The following is a 16,603-nucleotide window of genomic DNA, read 5'->3' on the forward strand; positions in this document are numbered from 1 at the left end:
CAAAAGATACATTTAGCTATTATCTTGCTTATCGAGAAAGTTTTTAAACTCTTCTTCATAGATATTAAACAGTACGATAGTAATGGCAAAGATCAATGGGCCGTAGATCAACCCAATAAGGCCAAAGAGTTGGATACCTCCCAGCAATGAAAAGAAAATGAACAAGGTATTCATTCCTGCACTGCCTTTCATTAAAAATGGTCTTAGAAGGTTATCGATAGAACCTACAATGGCAACACTCCATATGACGAGAAAGATTGCCCATGTTGTTTCACCTGTCAGTAATAGATATAGGCTTGCAGGAATCCAAATCAATGCCGTACCCACAACAGGAATGAACGAAGCGAAGCCAATCATTGTGCCCCAGAAGAGTCCTGGGAATCCTGCTATAGCCATACCAATACCGCCAGCAACTCCTTGGGCTATAGCGGTTAAAAACGAACCCATGACTGCAGATTTTGCTACTTTTTCAACTTGGTCGAGTAGTTTATCTTCCTGACTCCGAGACAAAGGGAGAATATGACGCAGACTTGTGATTATCCGCTGGAAGTCTCTAAGGAGAAAAAAGAGAACAAACAGCATCAAGAAAAAGTCGAGGATGAATGCTGTCGCATCACCCAGTATCTTTGCACTCGTACCAACGACTTTTGTGCCCGCTTGGCTGGACGATTCTGCGATCTTTTTGGCAATACCAGCGGCATCGATACTATCAAAAGGTAAGTAGCGATTGGCGAATGCAATGGCATGCTGTATCCAAGGATGATTAAAGATATCTTGTATGCCCCCATGTGATACCCACTTATAGAGGTTCTGTGAGAAAAGCATACCCTGTTGGACAATGGCTGAAATAACAAACAGCAGTGGAATAACAATGATGACAGTAAGAAGAAGACATGAAAGGAATGCAGAAAAATTCCGGCATGACCCCAAATGTCGCTCGACTTTCTTCTCTATCCGGCAGTGGACTGGATAAATAATAAGTGCCAGAATGAATGCTATAACAATTGAGTTTACGTATGGCTCAACCAAATAAAAGCAAGCCAACGCCGATAATAGTAAGGCGGCGACAAGTACCCAGTGGTTTGAAGATATTCTTGAGTTATTTGACACTAGCTCGATGTCCCTTGCGCTGATTTGTGTAAGGTAATAATGGCGACTTATTAACGTGTTATCAATGGGAGATGCATTATGGGATGCTGTAATAATGAGAAATGTTGCTCACCAGATAAAAAACAACCAAGAAGAATTCCATGGTTAGCAGCCATTCTTGTTGGTCTTGGTGTACTGATCGCTGTTAATTGGCATTAAAAAAACAAAAAGGAGGGAAGACCCTCCTTAATACTTGTTTATTGTTTAACGCTTAAAACTCATTAGACATAATTTCAAAGCTTCTATCAACAGCCTCTAACGTGGCATCAATTTCTTTAGAGCCGTGAGCGAGAGAGGTAAAGCTCGCTTCAAATGCGGATGGAGCGAGATACACACCATATTCAAGCATGAGATGGAAGAAGCGCTTGAATTTTTCTACATCGCATTTAGCCACTTCTTCATAACAGGTAACATGTGTCTGGTCAGTAAAGAAGAAGCCGAACATACCGCCTACCTGGTGAACAAGCAGAGGTATACCATGTTTGTCAGCCAATTCTTTAAAACCATCTGCTAGCTGTTTAGTTTTATAGGTTAGGCGTCTTTCGTTACCTTCTTCTTTGAGTATTGTCAGACAGGCATAACCTGCCGCCATAGCTACCGGGTTACCAGATAAAGTCCCTGCTTGATAGACTGGACCTGTAGGCGCAATGTGCTGCATGATCTCTTTTTTACCACCAAACGCACCAACAGGCATGCCACCACCGATAATTTTACCCAATGTAGTGAGGTCAGGGGTGATATTGTAGTAGGCTTGAGCACCACCAAGTGCGACTCGAAAACCAGTCATAACCTCATCGAAGATTAGGAGAGCACCTTCATTGTCACAAATCTCTCTTAGACCTTCATGAAACCCTTCTACAGGAGGAATACAGTTCATATTGCCTGCTACTGGCTCTACGATGATACAGGCAATTTCACCTTTATTTGCTGCAAAGAGTTCTTTTACCGATTCTAGATCATTGAAGCGAGCCGTTAAGGTGTATTTAGCGAAATCAGCAGGAACACCTGGAGAACTCGGTTGACCCAAAGTTAAAGCGCCAGAACCTGCCTTAACAAGTAGTCCGTCTGAATGACCATGATAACACCCTTCAAATTTGATTATTTTATCTCGGCCAGTATAACCACGAGCCAACCGAATAGCGCTCATTGTTGCTTCTGTACCTGAATTCACCATACGAACTTGTTCCATTGATGGCACTAATTCAGAAACCAACTCAGCCATCGTTACTTCAATCTCAGTCGGAGCACCAAAACTTAAACCATGTTGTACTGCATCGATAACAGACTCTCTAACGACAGCATGGTTGTGACCGAGGATCATCGGGCCCCAAGAACCAACATAGTCAATATAGGCTTTTCCATCTACATCAAAAATAAGTGCACCATCGGCTCTATCGATAAAGATAGGTGCACCACCCACACCATTAAATGCTCGAACGGGAGAGTTAACGCCGCCTGGTATTTTTAGCTGGGCTTTTTGATATAAATCTGTGGATTTGGTCATGGTTTATCCTCTAGTTTTGATTCGGACCAATGATGTACGCATTGTACTCTTTGAGTCGCTGAGGAGAACCCTTTTTTGTAATTTGATGCAAATAGGTCACAAATCAACGGGATAAACGGCAAGTTAGGGGATTATTAAGATGTATTCAAACTTAGTTTGCACATCATATGCGGTGAATACTTGAACGTAACACTCAGGTATTAGATAATCATTTAAGTAATAGCGAATGTGTTTTAGTTTGTGCTTTAATAACGATTAAATAGTATATGAGACCACAGGCACAAGAGAGGTCATTGTGAGTGAATTAAATGTTCCTTTAACGTTTTCTGATGCAGCAGCAACCAGAGTTAAAGCGTTGATAGCTGAGGAAGAAAATCCAGACTTAAAATTAAGAGTTTATATTACTGGTGGTGGTTGTAGTGGCTTCCAGTACGGCTTTACGTTTGATGAAAGCGTAAACGAAGGCGATACAACCATCGTTAACTGTGATGTTACATTGGTCGTTGACCCTATGAGTTTGCAATACCTGATTGGTGGGGAAGTTGATTACACGGAAGGCTTGGAAGGCGCTCGCTTCTTCGTGAATAACCCTAATGCAACGACTACATGCGGTTGCGGTGCTTCGTTTAGCGTTTAATTTTGATGAGTAAACTGCACTAAAACTTCAAAGCGAAGCCTTATGGCTTCGCTTTTTTATTCATAAAATTTAGCGCTGAGCGTAGAGTATATTACTGTAATGATCGAGTTGTTCGAGTCGCAGTTTAGCGTTGGCCAAAAAGACTTCTTTTGCATTGCCCGTTAACGACTTTGATTCAGGCAAGGTGACTGTACGCGGATTTTTATGAACCCCATGAACCAAAAACTCATAGTGTAAATGCGGACCCGTTACTCGCCCGGTTCCTCCCAAAAGACCTACCGTTTGACCTTGTTTCACTCGCTGACCTGTTTTCACCATTCTGCGTTTTAGGTGCAGATATTTGGTAATATAGGTATTACTGTGCTTGATGAAAACGTAATTACCGTTAAATTGGTTGTAGCTGGATTTGAGCACAACTCCATCTCCTGCCGCCCATATAGCTGTTCCAACTGGTGCGACGTAGTCAGTTCCCCTGTGCGGTTTTACTTGGCCTGTAACAGGATGAAGTCGGCGAGGATTAAAGTTAGAAGATACCCGTCTAAAATCAAGAGGCGCTCTTAAGAACGCTTTTTTCATCGCTCGGCCAGTATTATCGTAGTAGTTACCCGTATTATCATCGAGGATAGCTTTAAACGTTGTCCCTTGGTTAGTGAACTCCGCTGCGATAATATCACCACGTCCTACTACTTCACCTTCAACAACTTTTTCTTGATAGAGCAACTTAAAGTTGTCGCCTTTGCGAATATCTAAAGCGAAGTCGACATCCCAACCAAAAATGCCAGCTAATTGCATTATTTGATTGGCCGTTAATCCTGCACTTTTGGCTGCATTCCAAAAGTTAGAGGTGATTTCTGCTTCCGCATAATTAAACTGATAATGAACATCTTTTTTATCAATGCTGGTTGTAAAACCATTATCCGTTCTGGTGATTAAGTATGCTTCGTAAGGGTTGATGGTTCTGCGAAGTTGGATCAACTCATTTTCATCGTTAAAACCGAATACCAAATGATCTCCCGGTCTTAGTCGACTTAGTTGCTGTTTTGCATCCATGCTACTCGCTGTAATTTCGTAGAGTAATCTAGATGATAGACCAACTCGTTGGAATAGCAGGGCGGCAGATTCCCCTGATTTTACGGTATGCCTTTCCCAGCGAATCACGGCTGTTGGTGGAATTGTTGATCCAGAAACAATAGCATCCAGGTCAATAGATAGAGGGTACTGTTTGCCTATTTCCAAATGATTTTCTGTCTTGCGCAGTTCAGATGCGTTGGGCAGTAGCATAATTGAAAAGACAAGAACAGCGGCAACAAAACCGATTAGTATTTTATGTGGCCGCGGTAACTGAGCATAAAGAGACAACATATTTAGCTTCGTTTCAATAATTATTCACAAAAAATTTGTATCTGTAGTCTAACTGGTTTCAAAAAGTATCGCTATTCAAGTAAACTGTCCAACTATTATATTTAAGCCAAATCTGTGGGAGTAAACAAAGAATGGCGAACTTAGAAACGGCGCTTGCGGAGATTAAGCGTGGCGTTGATGAACTCATACCAGAAGAAGAACTAATTGAGAAATTAAAAGAAGGGCGTCCTTTACGTATTAAACTCGGAGCAGATCCTACGGCACCAGATATTCATTTAGGTCATACGGTTATCCTAAATAAACTTCGTACGTTCCAAGATCTAGGACACGAAGTCACATTTCTTATCGGTGATTTCACCGGTATGGTTGGTGATCCAACCGGAAAAAATACCACTCGCCCACCACTTACTCGAGAAGATGTATTACGTAATGCTGAAACCTACAAGCAACAGGTATTTAAGATCTTAGATCCAGAAAAAACTAAGATCGCTTTCAACTCTGAGTGGCTATCGGAGCTAGGTGCTGAAGGAATGATTCGTCTTGCTGCTAATCAAACCGTTGCTCGTATGCTTGAACGTGATGATTTTAAAAAGCGCTACAGTAACGGCCAGCCAATTGCGATTCATGAGTTTATGTACCCACTTCTTCAAGGATACGACTCTGTTGCTATGGAGACAGATGTTGAACTTGGTGGTACTGACCAGAAATTCAACTTACTAATGGGTCGTGAGCTGCAGAAAGCGAATGGTCAGAAGCCTCAAACTGTTCTAATGATGCCTCTACTAGTTGGTTTGGACGGCGAAAAGAAAATGTCTAAGTCCGCACACAACTATATTGGTGTTGCTGAAGCACCAAGTGAAATGTTTGGTAAGATCATGTCGATTTCCGATGATCTTATGTGGAGCTACTATGAATTACTCTCTTTCCGCCCTTTGAGTGAAGTTGAGCAATTTAAATCAGACGTTGCATCAGGTACTAACCCACGAGATATTAAAATCTTATTAGCAAAAGAAATCATTGCTCGTTTCCATTCTGAAGCGGATGCCAATGCAGCTGAGCAAGAGTTTATTAATCGTTTTCAGAAAGGCGCAATTCCTGATGAAATGCCTGAATTTACATTCGAAAGTGGTGTTGCTATCTCGAATGTACTCAAAGATGCCGGTTTGGTAAATTCTACCTCAGACGCGATGCGCATGATTCGTCAAGGCGCAGCGAAAGCTGATGGCGATAAAATTGAAGATACTAAGTGGACTCCTGAGAGTGGTACTTATGTTCTTCAGGTTGGTAAGCGTAAGTTTGCACGAGTTACTATCCAATAAATAAAGAGATAGTTTCCGAATCGGAAAATCCCTCAAGATCGCTAGTATCTTGAGGGATTTTTTATTTTTTCCCGATAACTTCTTTGTAAAATGCGGTTTCAAACTTTATCAATGGCATCATCCTTTGCCGTTTTTCTTCTTCATTTGGAAAATAGTCCGTTACGAGCTGCACAAAAATATTTTTAGGTTTTCCATCTTTATCCAGACCATACCCAGCCATGTTATAACTGCCATATAAAGAACCGCTTTTCGCCTTTATTTTTCCAGTGACATCCTGGTTTCGCATACTTGACCGATACTTTAGAGTACCGCTTTGACCTGCAATTGGAAGATGCTGCAGTAATTGTAACTGCGTGTCGTTTTGTTGGATATATTTTAACACAGAGGCTAATTGGCGAGCTGTCAGGCGATTATTTCTTGATAGGCCTGAACCATCAAAGAGCTGGGCTGAATTTAGGTCTATTTGTGCTTTAGAGAACAGGACTTGTTTTATGGCTTCTGTTCCGTTTGTGAATGTTCCCGGCTGGATGAAAAAATGCTTGCCTAATGCTTTGGTAATGTTGTTTGCAATAAGATTGTCTGATTTTTTTAGCATTCTATCGAGCAACTCAGGTAGTTGAGCAGAATGATGCTCAGCTAAGATTACTTCCTTCGTCTTGTATTTCGGTGGTATGCCGGCAATAACCTGGCCTGACAATGAGACATCTAATTTATTTAAAATCTTGTAAACCATTCTAGTGGTATACAAGTCGGGATTTTGGATGGCAAATTTAAGGGGTAGTGGTTCTTTCCTTGCAGTTAGACATCCTTCAAGTAGATAGTGATTTTCATCATTTGACGTTAACTCGAGGTCACAAAGCTCTTGTTTGCGCTCTTGTGAAGATACCGTTTTTGCTTTGGAAGTTACGACAATAGGAAACTGATCTGGCGTGTATACCCGTGTCGCGCCATTTTTTTGAGTGTAAATTGAACCGTATACGCAGTTTCTGTCTAAAGTAATAGCGGACGATGGTGCACTGTAGCAAACACCAAGTATATCCCAAGGCCAACCGACAGCTTTTTGATAGCCACTAAATGAAGAGTTGTCTAACCAGATATTCCCTTTTATTTTTTTACCTTCTTGGGAGATGACGGAGGTTAATAAGGTCTCGAGATCAATATTGGTCAGATTGGGATCTCCGGAAAAATGAATGATGATATCGGATTTATTTTTTGCAACGGTCGTTGTGAACTTAAATTGATCGCCAAGTTCGAGTTTTGCTGCTAGAGCTGTAAGTAACTTAGTGGTGCTGGCTGGAGGAAAAAGCTTATTGGCATTCTCAGCGAAATATTCTTTTCCTGATAGTGATTCGATTAAAAGGCCAGAGCGAGTTGTAGTAGGTAAAAGTCCACTTGGATTGGTTTCTTGCGCTAATGCAGCAGACCAAGAGAAAACGGATATAAAAAGTAAGAGGAAAAGCCTCATATCGAGATGACCTTAATAATGGATACAATCAGTAAGGCAGTATAGCGAGATAAAAAAACACCTGCCAAGAGGGCAGGTGTAAAATTTAAGATGACAGTGAGTCAATTTTCTTAGAAGTCGTAACGTAGACCGATAACAGCTTCATCTTCAGCATCTGCTTTAGAAACTGTAGTTGTAGTGCTAGTTGGGTTAGTTGCTAAGCTTTCTGAGCTATAAGTATCACCAGCGTCAAGCATGTTGATGTTGTAAGATACGAATGCACGGAAGTTTGGCTGGAAGTAGTATGCAGCTTCAAGTGCTAGGTTGTTTACAGCATCATCGCTAGTTTCGCCATAGTTGTATGTAGCGATTAACTTAGTTTTGTCGATTGTGTAAGCTGCAGCTAGTTCGTAACCGTCGTAATCAGTTGCGCCAGTGCGGTCATAGTCGATGTGGCTGTATAGAGCTGCTAGGTATAGAGCATCATGAGTGAACGATGCAGTAGCAATTGTTTGGTAGTTTTCGTTTTGGCTACCGAAACCAGCACCAAGAGCTACGCCTGAATCGCCAATAGTGTAGATACCAGAAACAGCTGCGCCATCTTGATCGTTGTTGTCGTAAGTTTCAACACCAGTGTTAGAAGTTACTTCTGTACGGTCAGCAAAGTGGTAAGTAGCGTTTACATAAAGATCATCGAACTGACCAGTATATTTTAGCAAGTTAGTAGTGCGGTCACCCATTGGGATTTTGTTTACAGATGAATCACCGTGCCAAGTCATAATATCGGTGAAGTCTGACAGAGGAGTGAAAGAACCGTCTTGTTTACCGTAAGTAACTTCACCGTATGTACCACCTAGACCAGCATAAGTATAACGGTCTGTGAAAGTGCTAGTATCGTCTTCGTCAGTAGTCGCTTGATCGCTAGATTCAAATTGACCCTCAAAGTAACCAACACCATATAGACCTTCGTTGATTTCTTGTTTGCCTAGGAAGCTAAGACGAACGTAAGAAGCATCGCTTGCTTCGCCATCTTTAAGAGAAAGAGCACCTACAACACGGCCACCCATAGTTAGAGAAGTGCCGTCTTGGTTATAAAGTTCGCTAGCGTTTGCACCAGTAGCCACTGCAGCACCTGCAACAGCAAGAGCAATCAGAGTTTTTTTCATCTTGTTAATCCTAAATTACTGTCCGTTTGAATTTTTTCTTAGGAGAAAGGACAGTCATGTTTAACATCGTCATGAAAGTCCTTTTATCTCTTCATCAAAATCATTATCGCCAATATGAATTAATTCCCTGCTAACGACAGAAAGCTGACGCTGCGAGCCATCATTTGGCTATTAAGTTACGCAAACTAGTTGTAACCGAGTGGCACACAAGAAAGTTAGTAAAATGATATAAATTAGAAGGTAAAATAGTTCCCACTTCTTTATAAATAAAAATCAAGTTATTGTTTTTATGGTAAAATTTTTATTTTAGTCAAAAAAAAATAAGTTCAATTTTTTAGTGATTTTTTATTTTTTTTAATCTTGATTTATAACTGGGGTTAACTTTAAATGTGATTTTGATCACTTTTTCTGGACGGCATTGCTATGATTTAAAAGAAATTTCCTAAGTTTTATGATGTTCCCCCTTGAATTAGAGTGATAACGCCATTAACTTTGTTTAGACTTACAGTAATACATTCATATTGAAACTACCTGGCCTTCTGGGTTGGGTGGTTTTTGTTTTGTCCAAAGATAACTTTGGCCTAGAGGTATAAAATGGAAAAAGTTCCAATGACAGTGCGCGGTGCAGAGAAACTGCGCGTAGAGCTTGATAGACTCCTAAAACTAAGACCAAAGATTTCCCAAGCCATTGCCGAAGCTCGTGAGCTTGGTGATCTTAAAGAAAATGCTGAATATCATGCAGCTCGCGAAGAGCAGGGTATCTGCGAAGCTCAGATTCGTGATATTGAATACAAGTTGTCCGTGGCTCAGATTATTGATGTTGCTAAGATGGAAAATTCCGGCAAGATCATTTTTGGTACCACAGTCACTCTTATTGATGTTGATACTGATGAAGAGAAGAAATACCAGATTGTTGGAGATGATGAGGCTGATATTAAGTCTGGTCTTATCTCTGTCAGCTCTCCAATTGCGCGAGGCTTAATCGGCAAAATGGAAGGTGATGAAGTGACTATTGTTACTCCAGGTGGTGAGAAAGTTTTCGAAGTCGATAAAGTTGATTACGTGTAAAGCACCATCTACTTGCTAATAGTCAAGTAGATATTAAAAAGGCCACTTTCTAGTGGCCTTTTTTGATTATTTACGTGGTAAGTCGATTTTTTTATCTTCCGTTGGTCGATAAAGTACCAACATCTTACCAATCGTTTGAACTTTTTCTGCTTTAGTTTCTCGAACTATAGCATCGATAATTAGGTTTTTAGTGTCTCTGTCTTCAGACGCCACTTTGACTTTGATAAGTTCATGATGGTCCAAAGCTAACTCAATTTCCGCTAATACAGCCTCTGTCAATCCATTTGCGCCCATCAGCACAACCGGTTTTAGGTTGTGAGCTAGACCTTTTAGGTGCTGTTTTTGTTTCGTACTTAGGTTCATTATGCGGCCAATTTTATTTAATATTAGGGTTGAAAAACGTCATTTTAGCGCCATCTATGATGGAAGACTATATTTTCTACCATACTTTCTGAGTAGAAGTAGTTTGTTTTAGGAAAATCATGAGTAAACAAAAACACTCGGCGAGCTCTGGCCGTTGGTTGAAAGAGCACTTTGATGATAAATACGTGAACGAAGCAAAGAAAAAGGGCTATCGTTCTCGGGCAATATTTAAAATTGAAGAGATACAAAATAAAGATCAACTTCTCAAACCTGGCATGACAGTTGTTGATTTAGGTGCAGCGCCGGGTGGTTGGTCGCAATATGCTGCTAATATTATTGGAGAAAGTGGTCAGGTTATCGCCTGCGACATTCTACCTATGGACTCTATCGCTGGAGTTGCGTTTCTCCAAGGTGATTTTAGAGAAGAAGCCGTACTTGACGCACTGTTAGAGCGAATCCAACCGAATTTGGTTGATGTCGTTATGTCGGATATGGCGCCTAATATGGCGGGGAATCTTTCTGTTGATCAGCCAAGAGCGATGTATTTAGTTGAATTAGCTTTGGATATGTGTCGACAAGTTCTTGCTCCTAATGGTAGTTTTGTGGTTAAAGTATTCCAAGGCGAAGGCTTTGATCAGTATGTAAAAGAGGTTCGCGAGCTCTTTAAAGTCGTGAAAATTAGAAAACCAGACTCATCAAGAGCACGCTCGAGAGAAGTCTACATTGTGGCGACTGGTTACAAAGGGTAACCATTTTGTGGGTATCGGTCACTGTTAACAAAGTAGCTACACGCTAGAATCTGTAGTACCCTACCTTTAATTACAACTAGTTATCGAGAGGCTTACACCTTGAGTGACATGGCAAAAAATTTAATCCTATGGCTAGTTATCGCTGTAGTTTTGATGTCCGTTTTCCAGAGCTTTGGCCCTGGTGATAATAGTGGCAGAGCAGTGGATTACACGACTTTCGTTAAAGAAGTCGGTCAAGGCCAAGTTCAAGAAGCAACGTTCAAAGACAGTGAGATTACATTTACTCGCAGAGGAAACAGTACTCGTTACGTGACCTATATGCCAGTTTATGATCAGAAGCTCCTGGATGATCTAATTAATCAAAATGTTAAAGTTCAGGGTACTCCCCCTGAAGAACAAAGCCTATTAGGTACAATATTTATATCCTGGTTCCCTATGATTCTTCTCATCGGGGTTTGGATTTTCTTCATGCGTCAAATGCAGGGCGGCGGTGGAAAAGGCGCAATGTCTTTTGGCAAAAGCAAAGCTCGCATGATGACGGAAGAGCAGATCAAAACAACATTTGGCGATGTCGCCGGTTGTGATGAAGCCAAAGAAGACGTGAAAGAACTTGTCGATTACTTGCGTGATCCTAGTCGCTTCCAAAAACTCGGTGGTAAAATTCCAACGGGCGTTTTAATGGTGGGTCCTCCTGGTACAGGTAAGACATTGCTCGCAAAAGCTATCGCTGGTGAAGCAAAAGTTCCATTCTTTACTATTTCTGGTTCAGATTTCGTTGAAATGTTCGTTGGTGTTGGTGCTTCTCGTGTACGTGACATGTTCGAACAAGCAAAGAAGGCTGCACCATGTATCATCTTCATCGATGAAATTGATGCCGTAGGCCGTCAGCGTGGCGCGGGTGTTGGCGGTGGTCATGATGAGCGTGAACAAACACTAAACCAAATGCTGGTTGAAATGGATGGTTTCGAAGGTAACGAAGGTATTATTGTTATCGCTGCAACCAACCGTCCTGATGTTCTAGACCCTGCACTATTGCGTCCAGGTCGTTTTGACCGCCAAGTCGTTGTTGGTCTCCCAGATGTTCGTGGTCGTGAACAAATACTTAAAGTACACATGCGCAAAGTACCATTGGCTAATGATGTTGAGCCATCGTTAATTGCACGTGGTACGCCAGGTTTTTCTGGTGCAGACTTAGCAAACTTAGTTAACGAAGCTGCATTGTTTGCTGCTCGTGGTAACAAACGCAATGTGTCTATGGTCGAGTTTGAACTAGCGAAAGACAAAATCATGATGGGTGCTGAACGTCGCTCTATGGTTATGTCTGAAGAAGTCAAAGCATCGACAGCGTATCACGAAGCGGGGCATGCGATCGTTGGTCGCTTAGTTCCTGAGCATGACCCTGTCTATAAGGTGTCTATCATTCCGCGCGGAAGAGCTTTGGGTGTTACGATGTACTTACCAGAGCAAGATCGTATTAGTATGTCTAGACAGAACTTAGAGTCTATGATCTCAAGTCTTTACGGTGGTCGTTTAGCCGAAGAGTTGATTTATGGCTCAGAGAAAGTATCTACTGGTGCATCTAATGACATCGAACGAGCGACTGATATTGCACGTAAAATGGTGACACAATGGGGCTTCTCTGAAAAATTGGGACCATTGTTATATGCAGAAGATGAAGGTGAAGTATTCTTAGGAAGAAGTGTAACTAAATCCAAGCATATGTCCGACGACACAGCAAAATTGATTGATGATGAAGTTCGCAAAATTATTGACCGCAACTATGAGCGGGCGAAGAAAATTTTGTCTGAAAATATGGATATCATGCATGCAATGAAAGATGCATTGATGAAATATGAGACTATTGATGCTGGTCAGATCGATGACTTAATGGATCGTAAAGATGAGATCCGAGAACCTGCTGGCTGGGTAGAGCAGGAACACGCTAGAGAAGAAAAGGCAAAAGCTGCGGCAGAAACTGTTAAAGCAGAGTCTTCTGAACAGTCTAGTCAAGCGGAAGACTCATCAGACTCAGAGGCTGATAGTGCTCAACAGCCTGAGTCAAAGAAAGACGATGATAAAGCCGAATAATCTGGTTTTATGATGTTGTAATAGTGAAACCCCGAGAGAAGTCTGCTCGGGGTTTTTGTTTTATGGTGTAACATGAAAATACAGTACAAAGAGAAAGTTCTTGATCTTACCAGCCCACAGATAATGGGTATCCTTAACACAACACCAGATTCATTCTCTGATGGCGGTAAATATACCGCGATTGATAAAGCGATCGATCATGCAGAACAAATGATCTGTGAAGGTGCGACGATAATCGATATTGGTGGCGAATCGACACGTCCAGGAGCTCCGGAAGTTAGTGTCGAAGATGAACTCTTGAGAGTTATTCCCGTTGTTGAGGCATTGAGAAAAAAATCGGATGTCTGGATTTCAATCGATACCAGTAAAGCTGAAGTCATGAAGGCTTCAATTGAAGCTGGAGCGGATTTAATAAACGATATCCGGGCACTTCAAGAACCCAATACGATAGATGTAGTCGCCGAAGCTCAAGTTCCTGTTTGCATCATGCACATGAAAGGTAAGCCAAGAACGATGCAGCAAGCGCCTCAATATGATTGTTTTATAGATGAAGTTCATACTTTTATTCGTAAGCGAATCGATGCTTGTATTGTAGGTGGAATAAGAAGAGAGAATATTATCCTCGATCCTGGATTTGGCTTTGGTAAGAGCTTAGAGCATAATTACGAGCTATTAGCTAAACTGGAAACTTTTCAACAGTATCAATTACCGATATTGACCGGACTCTCTAGAAAAACGATGCTCCACAAACTTCTTAACAAGAACCCATCTGAATGTGTCACTCCCAGTGTTGTTGGGGCGGTGTTATGCGCGGAGAGAGGTGCTCATATCTTAAGAGTCCATGACGTGAGAGAAACCGCTGAAGCGGTAGCTATGTTCAATGTAATGCACCAGTTTCAACTGTAACTATTTTTGAGAGCCATATATGAGTAATAGACGTTATTTCGGCACTGATGGTGTTCGTGGCAAAGTTGGCGAATATCCAATTACACCTGACTTTGTTTTAAAGCTTGGTTGGGCTGCTGGTCGTGTATTAGCGAAGCAAGGTACAAAGCAGGTTATTATAGGTAAAGATACTCGTATTTCTGGGTACATGCTTGAGTCTGCTCTGGAGGCAGGACTCGCTGCCGCTGGGCTTAAAGCAACGTTTACCGGCCCTATGCCTACGCCGGCGGTCGCTTACCTTACTCAGACATTTCGAGCTGAGGCTGGTATTGTTATTTCCGCGTCGCACAACCCGTATTATGACAATGGTATCAAGTTCTTTTCCTCAGAAGGTACAAAGTTGCCTGATGAAGTCGAGTTGGCAATTGAAGAAGAACTGGGGAAGGACATTGTTTGTGTTCCGTCTGCTGAACTGGGTAAAGCATCACGGTTAGTTGATGCCGCTGGTCGCTACATTGAATTTTGTAAAAGCACGTTCCCGTCAAAACATAACCTTAGTGGTTTAAAAATTGTGGTCGATTGTGCCAACGGTGCGACTTACCACATTGCTCCAAGTGTATTTAAAGAGCTCGGAGCTCAAGTCATTGCTATGGGGGTTTCTCCTGATGGGCTCAATATCAACGACGAAGTTGGTGCGACCGATGTCAGAGCATTACAAAAGCGTGTTATCGAGGAAAAAGCCGATTTAGGCTTAGCTTTTGATGGTGATGGCGACCGTATCATTATGGTTGATGAACACGGAGACAAGATTGACGGTGACCAGATCGCTTATATTATCGCTCGAGATCTCTTACGTAAGGGATTACTGAAGGGAGGAGTGGTTGGTACGTTAATGACGAACCTTGGAATGGAAGTAGGACTGAAACAGCTTGGTATTCCATTCGTTCGGGCTGCGGTTGGCGATCGATATGTGCTTGAAAAATTGTTAGAAAAAGATTGGAAAATAGGCGCAGAAAACTCAGGTCATGTAATTTTACTTGATAAAGTGACTACCGGAGATGCGATTGTTGCTGCGCTTCAAGTTCTAGCCGCTGTTGTAGACAGTGAGATGTCGTTGAGTGAACTAGCAAAAGGCATGACGCTTTATCCGCAGGTTTTAGAAAATGTCAGATTTAGTGGGGATAGTAACCCTCTCGAGTCTGAAAATGTTAAAGCCGCAGTGCTTGAAGTTGAAAAGGCGCTTGATGGTAAAGGGCGTGTTTTATTGAGAAAGTCAGGTACTGAACCTTTGTTGAGAGTAATGGTCGAGGGTGAAGATGAGTCACTAGTGAAGTCGTCTGCACTGCATATAGCTGACGTCGTTCGTTCGAGTTGCTAATACAGCTCACGATCTAGAACTGGTGATGAGTTACTTGATAACAAGTTACTTTTTAACCGATTGAACAGTAATACGAAAAAAATTATTGATAACCACTTGTCAGCGCTGAGAGGTTCCGTTAGTATTGCGTCCACTCCCAGTAGGGGGCGCTAGCCTTGTTCCAGTTACAAGTAAAATGGAGAACGGCGCTGGCTCAACAATTTGGATCATAGGTGGATGTAATGTTTACAGTTCTACTTGTGCTTTACCTGTTGACAGCGATTGCTATCATTGGCTTGGTGTTGATTCAGCAAGGGAAAGGCGCGGATATGGGAGCCTCATTTGGGGCTGGTGCTTCAAACACTGTGTTTGGTTCCGGCGGCTCTGGAAACTTTTTAACCCGAATGACAACGATACTTGCTCTTGTATTCTTGGTGATTAGTTTAGTGTTAGGTAACTTATCTACTCACAAAACCGAGTCTCAGTGGGAAAATCCTGAAGCCCATCAAGAACAGATCCAGAAAAAAGTTGAAGCAAGTACAGTTCCTGTTAAAGAATCTAACAGCAACGATATTCCAGAATAAGTAGTCTAAGAATACTATTTATTCGTTAGCCGAGATGGTGAAATTGGTAGACACACTAGCATGAGGTGCTAGCGCCTTAGGTGTGAGGGTTCGAGTCCCTCTCTCGGCACCATTATTCTTTACAAACTTGTAAATGTAAGTGGCGTAAGTATAATATTGCGCATCATGGACGCGGGGTGGAGCAGCTTGGTAGCTCGTCGGGCTCATAACCCGAAGGTCGTCGGTTCAAATCCGGCCCCCGCAACCAATTACGATGGGTTTACAGGTTTGCAGTGTAATGAACACTGTTATTAAGGGTAATAGTCTACCTTTAATAATTCAGGGTCCAGCAATTAAAAAACCCCGACATTTCGGGGTTTTTTATTATCTGAAATTTCTTATACATCTTGCTGATGTATAAGGGATTTTAGAAATTGCTTGGAATTATGATTGGGCTCTGAGCCCTTTTTTTGTTTCTGGAGTGGTTTATTAATGACTGGTTTAGAAAGACAACTAACAGAGATGCTGGAAGCTCCAGTTGAAGCTTCTGGTTACGAGTTAGTTGGATTGGAGTTTGTTCGCGCCGGTGCGCACTCAACACTTCGTATTTACATTGACCATGAAAATGGCATCACTGTTGACGATTGTGCCGAAGTGAGTCGTCAGGTGAGTGCTGTACTTGACGTAGAAGATCCTATCTCTGTGGCATATAACTTAGAGGTTTCTTCTCCAGGCCTAGAAAGACCACTTTTTAAGGCAGCTCATTATGAGCAGTTTATTGGTCACGAGGTCAGCATCACTTTAAAGATGGCTATGAATAACCGCCGCAAGTGGAAAGGTGTGATTGAATCAGTTGATGGGGAAACCATTGCTGTGACGGCTGATGGTCAGCAAGAACATTTTGCTCTTAGCAACATAGCTAAAGCTAACCTAATCCCTAAATTTTAAG

The 16,603-nt window shown here is 41.8% G+C and carries 15 protein-coding genes and 2 tRNA genes; 11 read left to right on the forward strand and 6 right to left on the reverse strand.

All coding sequences use genetic code 11. The annotated features are described in order from the left end of the window. Window positions 1-12 precede the first annotated feature (12 nt). Window positions 13-1,110, reverse strand: a complete 1,098-nt coding sequence (locus tag EES38_RS04325) for an AI-2E family transporter (protein ID WP_124935965.1) — start codon at window positions 1,108-1,110, stop codon at window positions 13-15. 250 nt (window positions 1,111-1,360) lie between these two features. Beyond that, window positions 1,361-2,653 (reverse strand): glutamate-1-semialdehyde 2,1-aminomutase, encoded by a 1,293-nt coding sequence (hemL, locus tag EES38_RS04330; RefSeq protein ID WP_124935966.1) that lies wholly within the window; start codon window positions 2,651-2,653, stop codon window positions 1,361-1,363. Window positions 2,654-2,948: 295 nt separating this feature from the next. On the opposite strand from hemL, the gene erpA reads away from it, so the two are divergent. Next, window positions 2,949-3,290 carry an iron-sulfur cluster insertion protein ErpA gene (erpA, locus tag EES38_RS04335; protein WP_124935967.1) on the forward strand — a complete coding sequence of 114 codons (342 nt, stop codon included), beginning with the start codon at window positions 2,949-2,951 and terminating at the stop codon, window positions 3,288-3,290. Window positions 3,291-3,359: 69 nt separating this feature from the next. Here erpA and shyC read toward each other — a convergent pair whose 3' ends face one another. Continuing rightward, window positions 3,360-4,652, reverse strand: a complete 1,293-nt coding sequence (shyC, locus tag EES38_RS04340; protein WP_124935968.1) for a peptidoglycan DD-endopeptidase ShyC — start codon at window positions 4,650-4,652, stop codon at window positions 3,360-3,362. A 131-nt stretch (window positions 4,653-4,783) separates the two neighbouring features. On the opposite strand from shyC, the gene tyrS reads away from it, so the two are divergent. Beyond that, window positions 4,784-5,971, forward strand: coding sequence for a tyrosine--tRNA ligase (gene tyrS, locus EES38_RS04345; RefSeq protein ID WP_124935969.1), 1,188 nt, complete (start codon window positions 4,784-4,786; stop codon window positions 5,969-5,971). 61 nt (window positions 5,972-6,032) lie between these two features. On the opposite strand, the gene dacB is transcribed toward tyrS, so the two are convergent. Next, window positions 6,033-7,436, reverse strand: a complete 1,404-nt coding sequence (gene dacB, locus EES38_RS04350; protein ID WP_124935970.1) for a serine-type D-Ala-D-Ala carboxypeptidase — start codon at window positions 7,434-7,436, stop codon at window positions 6,033-6,035. 110 nt (window positions 7,437-7,546) lie between these two features. Next, complete coding sequence (locus EES38_RS04355; RefSeq protein ID WP_124935971.1) at window positions 7,547-8,581, reverse strand: porin; 1,035 nt, start codon at window positions 8,579-8,581, stop codon at window positions 7,547-7,549. Window positions 8,582-9,175: 594 nt separating this feature from the next. On the opposite strand from EES38_RS04355, the gene greA reads away from it, so the two are divergent. Beyond that, the gene (gene greA, locus EES38_RS04360; RefSeq protein ID WP_124935972.1) at window positions 9,176-9,649 is read left to right on the forward strand and encodes a transcription elongation factor GreA; all 474 of its coding nucleotides are present in this window, start codon (window positions 9,176-9,178) and stop codon (window positions 9,647-9,649) included. A 66-nt stretch (window positions 9,650-9,715) separates the two neighbouring features. On the opposite strand, the gene yhbY is transcribed toward greA, so the two are convergent. Further along, complete coding sequence (gene yhbY, locus EES38_RS04365) at window positions 9,716-10,012, reverse strand: ribosome assembly RNA-binding protein YhbY (RefSeq protein WP_124935973.1); 297 nt, start codon at window positions 10,010-10,012, stop codon at window positions 9,716-9,718. A gap of 119 nt (window positions 10,013-10,131) precedes the next feature. Here yhbY and rlmE point away from each other — a divergent pair, with 119 nt between their 5' ends. From rlmE to rimP, 8 genes are all read left to right on the forward strand, one after another. Beyond that, the gene (gene rlmE, locus EES38_RS04370) at window positions 10,132-10,761 is read left to right on the forward strand and encodes a 23S rRNA (uridine(2552)-2'-O)-methyltransferase RlmE (protein WP_124935974.1); all 630 of its coding nucleotides are present in this window, start codon (window positions 10,132-10,134) and stop codon (window positions 10,759-10,761) included. A 99-nt stretch (window positions 10,762-10,860) separates the two neighbouring features. Beyond that, complete coding sequence (gene ftsH, locus EES38_RS04375; protein ID WP_124935975.1) at window positions 10,861-12,849, forward strand: ATP-dependent zinc metalloprotease FtsH; 1,989 nt, start codon at window positions 10,861-10,863, stop codon at window positions 12,847-12,849. Between the two features lie 72 nt (window positions 12,850-12,921). Then, window positions 12,922-13,755 carry a dihydropteroate synthase gene (folP, locus tag EES38_RS04380; RefSeq protein ID WP_124935976.1) on the forward strand — a complete coding sequence of 278 codons (834 nt, stop codon included), beginning with the start codon at window positions 12,922-12,924 and terminating at the stop codon, window positions 13,753-13,755. 19 nt (window positions 13,756-13,774) lie between these two features. Beyond that, window positions 13,775-15,112 carry a phosphoglucosamine mutase gene (glmM, locus tag EES38_RS04385; RefSeq protein ID WP_124935977.1) on the forward strand — a complete coding sequence of 446 codons (1,338 nt, stop codon included), beginning with the start codon at window positions 13,775-13,777 and terminating at the stop codon, window positions 15,110-15,112. 221 nt (window positions 15,113-15,333) lie between these two features. Beyond that, entirely contained in the window at window positions 15,334-15,675 is a 342-nt protein-coding gene (secG, locus tag EES38_RS04390; protein WP_124935978.1) for a preprotein translocase subunit SecG, read from the forward strand. Window positions 15,676-15,703: 28 nt separating this feature from the next. Further along, window positions 15,704-15,787 (forward strand) — tRNA-Leu (locus EES38_RS04395). 58 nt (window positions 15,788-15,845) lie between these two features. Then, window positions 15,846-15,922 (forward strand) — tRNA-Met (locus tag EES38_RS04400). A gap of 224 nt (window positions 15,923-16,146) precedes the next feature. Continuing rightward, window positions 16,147-16,602, forward strand: coding sequence for a ribosome maturation factor RimP (rimP, locus tag EES38_RS04405; protein WP_124935979.1), 456 nt, complete (start codon window positions 16,147-16,149; stop codon window positions 16,600-16,602). The last annotated feature ends 1 nt before the right edge of the window (window position 16,603 follow it).

The organism is Vibrio viridaestus (assembly GCF_003856525.1).
Taxonomy (GTDB): Bacteria; Pseudomonadota; Gammaproteobacteria; order Enterobacterales; family Vibrionaceae; genus Vibrio; species Vibrio viridaestus.